The following is an 11,741-nucleotide window of genomic DNA, read 5'->3' as shown; positions in this document are numbered from 1 at the left end:
GAGCCTAGAGCGCCGATCCGGCGGACGGACGGATGCTGCGGACCGCGGCATCCGTTCCCTCAGCGCAGTGCGCCGACGCTGGCCAGCGCCATGCGGATCAGCGTGCCGCGGCCGCCTTCCATCTCGGCCGAGAGGGCGTCGGATGCCGCTTCGTCGGGCGACATCCACGTCACCTCGAGCGCATCCTGACGCGGCTCGCACGTGCCGGTGACGGGCACGACGAAGGCGAGCGAGACGGCGTGCTGGCGATCGTCGTGGAACGCGCTCACGCCAGGCATGGGGAAGTACTCCGCGACCGTGAACGGGGTCGGCTGCGTGGGCAGCAGCGGAAAGGCCATCGGTCCGAGGTCGTTCTCGAGATGCCGGAACAGGGCGTCGCGCACCGTCTCGGCGTAACGCACGCGCCCCGACACGATCGTCCGCGTGATCTCACCGAGCGGCGTCGCGCGCAGCAGGATGCCCACCTCGATGACCTGACCCATGCCGTCGGTGCGGACCGGGACCGCCTCGACGTAGAGCATGGGAAGGCGCCGGCGGGCCTCTTCGAGCTCGATGTCGCTCAGCCACGCCGGGTTCGAGACGTTGCCCGACGGCGGGCCGAACGGCTCGTCACCGGAGGGTTCGGGGTCGGGAGTTCTCACGGACATGACTCCTGTATACCCTCCTCGCCCCGACGCACCACCGATTCCCGCGTGCAAACCGGCGCCGATCGCTACGCTGACGGACAGATCTCAGAGGAGCGCGCCATGTCGGAGTATCCGCCGCAGACCCGGCTCAGCCGCATCCAGGACATCGTCGGCGTCTTCGTGCTTTCGATCACGGCGGTGCTGACCGCGTGGTGCGGCTTCGAGTCGTCGAAGTGGGGCGGCGAGATGTCCATCGCCTTCAGCCAGGCCTCGGCGGCGCGGATCCAGGCGGCGAGCGCCGAAGGAGAGGCGCGCGCAGCCCAGCAGGTCGACTTGACGATCTACGCGCAGTGGGTGCTCGCGACGGCAGACGGCGACACCGAGCTCGCCCAGTACATCCAGGACCGCTTCAGCCCGCACTTCACGATCGCGTTCGACGCGTGGCGGGCCGACGGGATGCACGACAACGGCCCGTTCGTACGCGAGGAGTACGTACCGCCCGGCAAGGTCGAGGCCGCGGAGCTCAACGATCACGCCGACGCGAAGTTCGCGGCGGCGCTCGAGAGCAACCAGCGCGGCGACAACTACTCGCTGCTGACGGTGCTGTTCGCGCTCGTCCTGTTCCTGACGGCGATGTCGCAGCGCGACATCAGGACGTGGATCGGCCGCGTGCTGCTGGGTCTTGCCGTGGTGGTCGCGATCGTGGCGATCGTCATCCTCCTCACGTTCCCGATCAAGATCTGAAGGACATCGCACCCCTCCGGCAATGCAGGATGGTGGGGTGAGTGCTCACGAACCCCTCGAGTCCGACGCCGTCCTGTGGTCGGCAGGCGCCGCAGATCGCGCCGGCAGGCCGCTGCTGATCCTGCTGCACGGGTACGGCTCCGACGAGCGCGACCTCTTCGGCCTGGTGCCGCACCTGCCGGAGGAGTTCGTCATCGCCGCGGTGCGGGCGCCGCTCGCGCCGCCGTTCCCGACGCCCGGCTACTCGTGGTACGCGATCGACGGGCTCGACAGCCGCGACCCCGTCCACGTGACGGCTTCCGCGCACCGGCTGCTGGCGTGGACGGATGCCGTGGCGGGACCCGCCGGCGAAGGTCCGGGTGCGACGCATCCCACCGTGGGCCTCCTCGGGTTCTCGCAGGGCGGCGCGGTGTCGCTGCAGGCGATGCGCCTGGACCCGCACCGGTTCGCGTTCGCCGTCAACCTCTCGGGCTATGCGACGCCCGGAGCCCTGCCTGGGGACGCCGAGCTGGCCGAGGCGCGGCCGCCGGTGTTCTGGGGCCGCGGCACCCACGACGACGTGATTCCGCCCTTCCTCGTGGAGCACACCACCGAGTGGCTCCCGCGCCACGTCGAGCTCAGCGGCCGCGTGTACCCGGGCCTCACCCACAGCGTGTCCGAGCAGGAGCTCGCCGACGTGCGGGCGTTCCTCGAGAAGCGCCTGGCCGAGGTCGGAACCGCAGCCGATTGAGCGGACGGGGAGACTTCTGCCCACGGCATCCGCTATGGTGTCTCTCGGCTTTGTTCCCGACGTGAGGAAATCCGTTGAAGCTCATCGACGCGACCGCGCTGTAATCGCGCTGCTCCGTCGACTCTCGACGTCAGCGCATCCGATTCCGCGCTGACCGTCGATCTGCCGCCTTCCCGTGGCCCCGCGCTTTCGAGCGCCGGAGCATCCGGGCACCCGCGGCCTCGGTGTCAGCGCATGACTGACACAGGAGGCCCACATGCCTGCACACACTTTGACCCCCGCCATCCTTCTCGACCGGGTCACGTTCTCGTGGCCCGACGGCACCACCGCGCTGTCCGACGTCTCGGGCTCGTTCGGCACCGGCCGCACCGGCCTGGTCGGCCGCAACGGTTCCGGCAAGTCGACGCTGCTGCGCCTGATCGCCGGCGAGCTCTCGCCGACGGCGGGGAACATCGTCACGACGTCCGATGCCTCGTACCTGCCGCAGCGGCTGACGCTCGACGTCACCCGACCCGTGGCCGACCTGCTCGGCGTGGGTGCGACGCTTCGCGCCTTGCGCGCGATCGAGTCCGGCGACGCCGACCCGCGTCATTTCGATGCCGTCGGCAGCGACTGGGACGTCGAGGCGCGGTCGCACGCGGCACTGGCCGAAGCGGGACTCACACCCGACATGCTCGACCGCAGCGTCGGGCAGCTGTCGGGCGGCGAGGCGGTGCTCACCGCGATCGCCGGCATCCGGCTGCGCGATGCCGATCAGCAGAGTGGTCCCATCACCCTGCTCGACGAGCCGACCAACAACCTCGACCGCGAGGCGCGGGCGCGACTGTACGACATGGTGCGCTCGTGGCGCGGCGCACTCGTCGTGGTCAGCCACGACATCGCCCTGCTCGAACTCATGGACGACACCGCAGAGCTCTACGACAACGAACTCTCGGTGTTCGGCGGCCCGTACTCGGAGTGGCAGGCGTGGCTGCAGGCCGAGCAGGATGCCGCACGCCAGGCCGAGACCTCCGCGAAGCAGGTCGTGCGACGCGAGAAGCGGGAGCGGATCGCGGCTGAGCTCACCATCGCGACGCGACAACAGATGGGACGCAAGGCGCAGCTCGAGAAGCGCGTGCCGAAGATCATCGCGGGCGGGCGCAAGATGGCCGCCCAGGTGTCGGCCGGAAAGCTGCGCGGCGAGAAGGCCGAGCGCGAGGCGAGCGCCCGCGCGGCGCTGGACGCCGCCGAACGACGGGTTCGCGACGACGACAAGGTGAAGATCGACCTGCCCGACCCCGGCGTGCCGGCGGGTCGCCGGATCGCCACGATCGGCGACGGCGAGCGATCGTGGACCATCCAGGGTCCGGAGCGCGTGGCTCTCATCGGCCCGAACGGCGCCGGCAAGACCACGTTGCTGGAGCGGCTCGTAGCCGGCGTCGTACCGTTCTCAGGACCGGTGCCCTCGATCCCCGGCCTCGAGCCCGGAATCACGCGGGAGCCCGACGGCCTGCCGCCGGCGATCCTGAGAACGGTACGTGCCGACCTGCACACCGACCGTGTCGGGTACCTGCCGCAGCGCGTGGACGGCCTCGACGACACCGGCTCGGTGCTCGAGAACATCGCCGCCGCCGCGCCGGGTGTGAGCACCGTCGAGCTGCGGAACCGGCTCGCGCGGTTCCTCATCCGGGGCGCCGCCGTCGACCGGTCCGTGGCCACCCTGTCGGGAGGCGAGCGCTTCCGCGTGGCGCTCGCGCGGCTGCTCCTGGCCGACCCGCCGCCGCAGCTGCTGGTCTTCGACGAGCCGACGAACAACCTCGACCTCGACACGGTCGCGCAGCTCGTCGACGCTCTCGCGGCCTATCGCGGCGCGGTGCTCGTCGTCAGCCACGACGATGCGTTCCTCGATCGCATCGGCGTCGACCTGGTGCTCGAGCTCGACCGCGAGGGCACGTTGACCGAGCGCTGACGGTGGGCTGCGGCATCTGTCGGCTCACGCGCTCTTCTCAAGAGAAGTGGATGCCGCAGCCCCCGTGCCGTCTCGGGGGCCTCCCCCCGTGCGCTCGAGGTCCGCGGGCGGGAGGATGGGGGTATGAACCAACTCGTACGGCCCCAGCGGGGCAGGTGGATCGCGGGCGTCTGCCTGGCGGTCGCCAACAGATTCGGCTGGAGCGTCGCGCTCGTCCGCATCCTCGCGATCGTCGCGGTGATGTTCTTCGGGCTGTCGCTGTGGGCCTACATCCTGCTGTGGATCGTGGTCCCGCCCGAACGCTGACCTCTCGTCAAGCCCGCCCCGATGTCGGTGCGAGCGAGCAAGATGGAGGGGTGAGCGACGTCCTCGAGCGGTTCGGTCCTGCCACGCAGGACTGGTTCCGCGGCGCATTCGCCGCTCCGACGAACGCGCAGATCGGCGCGTGGGAGGCGATCTCGGCCGGCAAGCACGCGCTGGTGGTGGCCCCGACCGGGTCGGGCAAGACCCTCTCGGCGTTCCTGTGGGCGATCGACCGCGTCTTCCATCAGAAGGCGGCGGCTCCGGTGGCGCCTCCGAAGGGCCGGGCTCGCGGTGCGACCCCGCCGTCGGCGACGCGGATCCTCTACATCTCGCCGCTCAAAGCACTCGGCGTCGACGTCGAGCGCAATCTGCGCTCACCCCTCGTGGGAATCGGCCAGTCCGCCCGGCGCCTCGGCGTGACGGTGCCGGAGGTGACGGTCGGCGTCCGGTCCGGCGACACCACCTCGAGCGACCGCCGCAAGCTGGTCACGACACCGCCCGACATCCTCATCACGACGCCGGAGTCGCTCTACCTCATGCTGACGAGCCAGGCGGGCGAGACGCTGCGCGACGTGAACACGGTGATCGTCGACGAGGTCCACGCCGTCGCAGCCACCAAGCGCGGGGCACACCTCGCGGTCAGCCTCGAGCGGCTCGACGCACTCCGGCGCTCGTTCTCGCCCGAGGCACCGCCTGCGCAGCGCATCGGCCTGTCGGCGACGGTGCGCCCCATCGACGAGGTGGCGCGATTCCTCGGCGGCGCGGAGCCGGTCGAGATCGTGGCACCGCGGGCGACCAAGGCGTTCGACATGAAGGTCGTCGTGCCGATCGACGACATGCTGAACCCGCCACCCCCGCCGAGCGCGTGGACGAGCGCTGACGGCGACGCGGATGCCTCGCCCGAGGCCGTCGACGAGGACTGGTTCGCCGACGGCTCCGCGGGCCCACGTGCGAGCGGCGCCGGCGAGACCGAGATGACCGGGTCGGTGTGGCCGCACGTCGAAGAGGCCATCGTCGACCGCATCCTGCAGCATCGATCGACCATCGTCTTCTGCAACTCGCGCCGGCTCGCCGAGCGGCTCACTGGCCGGCTCAACGAGATCTACTCCGAGCGCCTCGGCCTGGATCTGCCCGAGCAGACCGTGCCCGCGGCCATGATGGCCCAGGCCGGCGCGACGGCGGGCGCCGAGCCCGTGCTGGCGAAGGCGCACCACGGCTCGGTGTCGAAGGAGCAGCGCTCCCAGGTAGAGGAAGAGCTCAAGTCGGGCGTCCTCCGCTGCGTGGTCGCGACGTCGAGCCTTGAACTCGGCATCGACATGGGCGCCGTCGATCTCGTGATCCAGGTCGAGGCGCCGCCGAGTGCAGCCTCGGGCCTGCAGCGCATCGGACGCGCCGGACACCAGGTCGGCGAAGTCAGCCGGGCCGCGCTCTTCCCGAAGCACCGCGGCGATGTGCTGCACACCGCCATCGTCACCGAGCGCATGCTGGCCGGGCAGATCGAGGCCATCGCGATTCCCCAGAATCCGCTCGACATCCTGGCGCAGCACACCGTGGCCGCGGCCTCCATCGCTCCGGTCGACGTCGAGGACTGGTATGACACGCTCAAGCGCAGTGCGCCGTTCCGGTCGCTGCCACGGTCGGCCTACGAGGCGACGCTCGACCTGCTCGCGGGCCGGTTCCCTTCCGACGAGTTCGCCGAGCTGCGCCCGCGGGTGGTGTGGGACCGCGACCTCGGCGTCCTCACGGGCCGCCCCGGGGCTCAACGCATCGCGGTCACCAGCGGCGGAACCATCCCCGACCGTGGCCTGTTCGGGGTGTTCGTCGCGGGCGAGTCGCAGAACGCCCGCGTGGGCGAGCTCGACGAAGAGATGGTGTACGAGTCGCGCGTGAACGACGTGTTCACCCTCGGCACGACCAGCTGGCGCATCGTCGAGATCACGCACGACCGTGTCAACGTGCTGCCGGCCTTCGGTCAGCCCGGCAAGGTGCCGTTCTGGCACGGCGACGGAATCGGCAGGCCGGCCGAGCTCGGCGAAGCGCTCGGCAAATTCTCGCGCGAGGTGTCCACGGCGGCACCCGAGAAGGCCGAGTCCCGGCTCCGCGACGCGGGGCTCGACGACAATGCGCAGGGCAACCTGCTCGCCTACCTCGCGGAGCAGCGCGAGGCGACCGGCACCCTGCCGACCGACCGCCAGCTCACCGTCGAACGCGGGCGCGACGAGGTCGGCGACTGGCGCGTGATCCTGCATTCCCCGTACGGCATGCAGGTGCATGCACCGTGGGCGCTGGCCGTCAACGCCCGCATCCGTGAGCGGCTCGGCGTCGAGGGGTCGGCGGTCGCGAGCGATGACGGCATCATCGCGCGGATTCCGGATGCCGCGGCCGAGCCGCCGGGTGCGGAGCTGTTCGTCTTCGACCCCGGCGAGCTCGAGCAGATCGTCACTGACGAGGTCGGCGGCTCTGCCCTCTTCGCGTCGCGGTTCCGCGAGTGCGCCGCCCGTGCGCTGCTGATGCCCCGGCGCAACCCGGGCAAGCGCACGCCCCTGTGGCAGCAGCGGCAGCGGTCGGCGCAGCTGCTCGAGGTCGCACGGCGCTACCCCACCTTCCCGATCATCCTCGAGACGCTGCGGGAAGTGCTCCAGGACGTGTACGACGTGCCGTCGCTGCTGCGCATCGCCCGGAGCATCGGCGACCGTCGCATCCGGCTGGTCGAGACCGAGCCCGCGCAGCCGTCGCCGTTCGCGCGCGACCTGCTCTTCGGATATGTCGGCGCGTTCATGTACGAGGGGGACTCTCCGCTCGCCGAGCGCCGGGCCGCTGCCCTCTCCGTCGACCCGGCGCTGCTGAGCGAACTGCTCGGCAAGGTCGAGATGCGCGAGCTGCTCGACCCTGCCGTCATCGCGCAGTTCGAGCGCGAGGTCCAGCGCCTCGACCCCGAGCGCCGCGTCCGCGGCCTCGAGGGCGTCGCCGATCTGCTGCGGCTCCTCGGCCCGCTGGACGCCGCCGAGGTCGCGGCCCGGCTGGAGTCCACGATCGCAGGGGCCGAGCACACGACCGAGGCTGAAGCATCCAATTTGCTGGAAGAGCTCGTCACGACGCGTCGGGCCGTCCCCGTGACGATCGCCGGCACGGCCCGCGTGGCGGCGATCGAGGACTCCGGACGACTGCGCGACGGTCTCGGAGTCGCGCTCCCCGTGGGTATTCCAACGGCTTTCCTCGAGCCCCTCGCCGATCCGCTCGGCGACCTCGTGGCGCGGTTCGCCCGCACACATGGTCCGTTCACGGCGGATGCCGTGGCCGATCGCCTCGGCATCGGCGTGGCCGTGGCTCGTCACACGCTGCAGCGCCTGGAGTCGCAGGGCCGCGTGAGCAGCGGCTTCTTCCTTCCCGAGGCATCGGCCGACACGCGCACCGGCTCGGACGACCTCGAGTGGTGCGACGCCGAGGTGCTGCGGCGGCTGCGGATGCGATCGCTCGCGGCGATCCGCGGCAGCGTCGAGCCCGTCCCGCCGGACGCGTACGCGCGGTTCCTCCCGGTGTGGCAGCACGCGACCCGTCCGCTCGAGGGCATCGACGGGGTCGCCGCCGTCGTCGAGCAGCTCGCGGGTGTGCCGATCCCCGCCAGCGCCTGGGAATCGCTGATCCTGCCCTCGCGCGTGGCCGATTACACCTCGGGCATGCTCGACGAGCTCACCGCAACCGGCGAGGTGGTGTGGTCGGGACACGGGAGCCTGCCCGGCCGCGACGGCTGGATCGCGCTGCATCCGGCCGACGCCCTGCCGCTCACGCTCGCCCCGCCCGACGAGGCGGACGAGCCCGCGCCGGGCTCGCTCGACGCGCAGCTGCTCGCCGCGCTCGACGGCGCCGTCTCAGGCGGCGGCGCCTTCTTCGCGGCACAGCTCCGGCAGCTCACGGGCGCCGAGAACGAGCAGTCCGTCATCGAGGCGCTGTGGCGCCTCACGTGGGCCGGGCGGGTCTCGAACGACACGTTCGCCCCGGTCCGCACGCTGGTCTCGGGGGGATCGCAGGCGCACCGCGTCAGCCGACGGGCGCCCCGGGCGCGGATGTACCGCGGAGGGACCTGGCGGGCGGTTGCGGCTGGGCCCACGCGCCCGGAGGCTCCGGGCGACGCGCCAGCGGCGTCTGGAGGGGGCGTGGGGACCGTTCCCCCGCGTCCGCCTTCGATCGGGGGCCGGTGGTCGGCGCTTCCCTCGCCGGAGCCCGACGCGGCGCTGCGGGCCACCGCGACGGCGAGCCTACTGCTCGATCGGTACGGTGTCGTCACCCGCGGTGCCGTGCAGGCCGAGGGCGTGCCCGGCGGCTTCGCACAGACCTACCGTGTGCTCGCGGGCTTCGAGGAGGCCGGCCACTGCCGCCGCGGCTACGTCATCGAGAAGCTCGGCGCGGCACAGTTCGCAGCATCCGCGACCGTCGACCGGCTGCGCGAGTTCGCCGCCGTCGCCGATCCGCCGCCGCTGCGGGCCGTCGTCCTCGCGGCGACCGACCCCGCAAACGCCTATGGTGCCGCGCTGGCCTGGCCGCCCCTCGAGGGCATCGGCCATCGGCCCGGCCGCAAGGCGGGTGCACTCGTGGTGCTCGTCGACGGCGCGCTGACGCTCTACCTCGAGCGCGGCGGCAAGTCGGCCCTCGCGTTCACCGAGGCCGAGCCGGTGCTCGAGGCCGCAGCCCGCGAACTCGTCGCGACGGCGCGGGCCCGCCGGCTCGACACTCTGACGATCGAACAGGTCAACGGCGCCTTCGTGTACGGCACCGCGGTCGGCCGCGCGCTGCGGGATGCCGGATTCGTGGAGTCGCCCCGCGGGCTCACGCTGCGTCGGATGACCGCAGGCGACGCCCTTCGCCAGGGCGCGCGTGCCTGAGTCCATGCGCGGCAGCGAACAAAGGCAGCGACGCATCTCGCGCGACGCGGCCCTGCCCGCGCGGCGCTCCGAACGTTCGATCGTGCACCCACGGCGACGGCTGGAGCAGGCCCGTGCCTGAGGGAGACAGCGTCTACCGTGCCGCGCTGAAGCTCGACCAGGCACTCCACGGGGCCACCGTGACCCGGTTCGAGCTGCGGGTGCCGCAGGCGGCGACGATCGATCTCCGTGGCGAGATCGTGCACGAGGTCCTGCCGCGGGGAAAGCACATCCTGCATCGCATCGGTGCGCACACGCTCCACTCGCACCTGAAGATGGAGGGCGAGTGGCACGTCTACCGGCGCGGGGAGCGCTGGCGGGCTCCGGCGTTCAAGGCGCGCGCGGTGATCGGCGCGACGGCGCCCGACGGTACCGAGTGGGAGACCGTCGGCTTCGACCTGGCCGATATCGCCGTCGTTCCCACCACGGACGAAGACACTCTCGTCGGGCACCTGGGCCCCGATCTGCTGGCCGACTCGTGGGACCCGGTCGACGCGGCGCGGCGGCTCGCCGCCGACACCCGCCCCGTTCATGTCGCGCTCCAGGATCAGCGCAACATCGCTGGATTCGGCAACGAGTACGTCAACGAGATCCTCTTCGTGCGCGGGGTGATTCCCACGACGCCCGCATCGCAGACGGATGCCGCGGCCCTCGTCGACGTCGGCTCGCGCATGATCCGCGCCAACCGTGACCGCTCCGGTCGCACCTTCACCGGCGACAGCCGGCCCGGGCGATCGACGTGGGTGTACCGTCGCGAGGGAAGGCCGTGCCGCCGGTGCGGCACGCCCATCCGAGGCGGGTCGCTCGGCGCCGATCCGACCCGCGAGCGCATCGTGTTCTGGTGCCCGAACTGCCAGCGCTGACGGGAACGTCACGCCTGTGCGGCCGACGGGCGCACGGACCGGCCCGGACCCGAAGGAGGGGATGGTGAGCGGGGCAACGGACGATCTGTCGCATCTCGCCGCGGCATCCGCTGTCCGCCATCGTGCCCGGCCCGAAACGCCGCGGTTTCCTGACCGTTACACAACTCCGGACGATCTGTCGGCGGGGCCTGGTGCACGCCGCGAATCGTCCGGTTCGCCTCACGCCGCATTGCGGCGCCGGCACCGCGCGCTATTGAATACCTCACACATTCGACCCGCTCGCGCACCGTCGCGCGACGGTGACCAGGAGGACCCCACGAGGTGACGATGTCCACAGGCACGGCGACCGACGCGGAGAGCGCTCCGACCACCAGCTCCGGCACGACCGAGGGCGAGGATCAGCGCGGCGGCGTGGTGCTGTCGGGGATCACCAAGCTCTACGGAGACCAGGCGGCCGTCGACGATCTGTCTCTCACGATCCAGCCCGGCGAGTTCATCTCTCTGCTCGGGCCCTCGGGATGCGGCAAGACGACGACGTTGCGCATGATCGCCGGGTTCGAGCAGCCGGATGCCGGAGACATCCGCATCTCGGGTCGCCCGGTGCGCGGCATCCCGCCCTATCGCCGTGACGTCAACACGGTGTTCCAGGCGTACGCGCTGTTCCCGCATCTGTCGGTCGCCGAGAACGTGGCCTACGGACTGCAGCAGCGCCGCACGCCCAAGTCGGCGGTGCGCGACCGCGTGACGCAGGCCCTCGACATGGTGCAGATGCGGCGATTCGGCGACCGCAAGCCCACCCAGCTCTCGGGCGGTCAGCAGCAGCGCATCGCGCTGGCCCGCGCACTCGTGAACCGGCCGGCCGTGCTGCTGCTCGACGAGCCTCTCGGCGCGCTGGACCGCCAGCTGCGCGAAGAGATGCAGCTCGAGCTGAAGCTGCTGCAGTCGCGCCTGGGCATCACGTTCGTCTTCGTGACGCACGATCAGGGCGAGGCGCTGTCGATGAGCGACCGGATCGCGATCATGCGCGCGGGCCGCATCGAGCAGCTCGCCGACGCCGACACCGTGTACGCGCGGCCCGCGTCGGCGTACGTGGCCGCGTTCGTCGGCCAGCAGAACTTCTTCCGCGGCGCCGTCGCCGAGGCGGGCGCGGCGATCACGTCGCCCCACGCTCTGGTGCGTGCCGCCGCACCGATGCTGACGACCACGAACCTGGGCGAGGCAGCGGTGCGGCCGGAGTACATCCGGATCGACAAGGACGACCCCTCGGCACCAGCCGGTGAGGCGAACACCGCGCGCGGCGATCTGATCGGCATCTCACATCTCGGCGACACCATGCAGTACCTCGTGCGCCTCGGCGAGGACCAAAGCCTCATCGTGCGTCGCCCGACTCCGGACGCCCCCGTCCTCGAAGTGGGCGACGCCGTCGTGTGCAGCTGGGCCGCCCACCACGTGCTGCTCTTCCCTGCCGACGCCGTGCATCAGAGCGCCGCGCTGGAGGGCGGCTACGTCCCCCCGCCCACACTGTGAGCGAGCGGATGCCGCGGCCCGTGGCATCCGGATCCCCTGCTTCATCCACCGAACCGCGTCCACCACCGTCACCCGCCTCAC

8 protein-coding genes are annotated in these 11,741 nt (G+C 71.5%); 7 read left to right on the top strand and 1 reads right to left on the bottom strand.

Going from position 1 to position 11,741, the window contains the following annotated elements; translation table 11 throughout:
• Positions 1–59: 59 nt before the first annotated feature.
• Positions 60–647 carry an NUDIX hydrolase family protein gene (locus ACLKM7_RS16300; protein WP_168912929.1) on the bottom strand — a complete coding sequence of 196 codons (588 nt, stop codon included), beginning with the start codon at positions 645–647 and terminating at the stop codon, positions 60–62.
• A 99-nt stretch (positions 648–746) separates the two neighbouring features.
• Between ACLKM7_RS16300 and ACLKM7_RS16295 the strand changes: the two genes are divergently transcribed.
• The 7 genes from ACLKM7_RS16295 (at position 747) to ACLKM7_RS16265 (ending at position 11,660) form a co-directional block, all read left to right on the top strand.
• A complete protein-coding gene (locus ACLKM7_RS16295) occupies positions 747–1,370 on the top strand; it encodes a hypothetical protein (protein ID WP_436448211.1) in 624 nt (207 codons plus the stop codon).
• A gap of 37 nt (positions 1,371–1,407) precedes the next feature.
• Entirely contained in the window at positions 1,408–2,100 is a 693-nt protein-coding gene (locus tag ACLKM7_RS16290; protein WP_436448210.1) for an alpha/beta hydrolase, read from the top strand.
• Positions 2,101–2,356: 256 nt separating this feature from the next.
• The gene (locus ACLKM7_RS16285; RefSeq protein WP_436448209.1) at positions 2,357–4,048 is read left to right on the top strand and encodes an ABC-F family ATP-binding cassette domain-containing protein; all 1,692 of its coding nucleotides are present in this window, start codon (positions 2,357–2,359) and stop codon (positions 4,046–4,048) included.
• A gap of 123 nt (positions 4,049–4,171) precedes the next feature.
• Positions 4,172–4,354 (top strand): PspC domain-containing protein, encoded by a 183-nt coding sequence (locus ACLKM7_RS16280; protein WP_436448208.1) that lies wholly within the window; start codon positions 4,172–4,174, stop codon positions 4,352–4,354.
• 50 nt (positions 4,355–4,404) lie between these two features.
• Entirely contained in the window at positions 4,405–9,231 is a 4,827-nt protein-coding gene (locus ACLKM7_RS16275) for an ATP-dependent helicase (protein WP_436448207.1), read from the top strand.
• A gap of 113 nt (positions 9,232–9,344) precedes the next feature.
• Positions 9,345–10,133, top strand: a complete 789-nt coding sequence (locus ACLKM7_RS16270) for a DNA-formamidopyrimidine glycosylase family protein (RefSeq protein WP_436448206.1) — start codon at positions 9,345–9,347, stop codon at positions 10,131–10,133.
• A gap of 327 nt (positions 10,134–10,460) precedes the next feature.
• The gene (locus ACLKM7_RS16265; protein WP_436448205.1) at positions 10,461–11,660 is read left to right on the top strand and encodes an ABC transporter ATP-binding protein; all 1,200 of its coding nucleotides are present in this window, start codon (positions 10,461–10,463) and stop codon (positions 11,658–11,660) included.
• Positions 11,661–11,741 lie beyond the last annotated feature (81 nt).

Origin of the sequence: Microbacterium sp. I2, from assembly GCF_051364985.1 — a bacterium.
Taxonomy (GTDB): domain Bacteria; phylum Actinomycetota; class Actinomycetes; order Actinomycetales; family Microbacteriaceae; genus Microbacterium.
The sequence above is the reverse complement of the archived record's forward strand: the minus strand, read 5'-3'. Positions and strand labels throughout refer to the sequence as shown.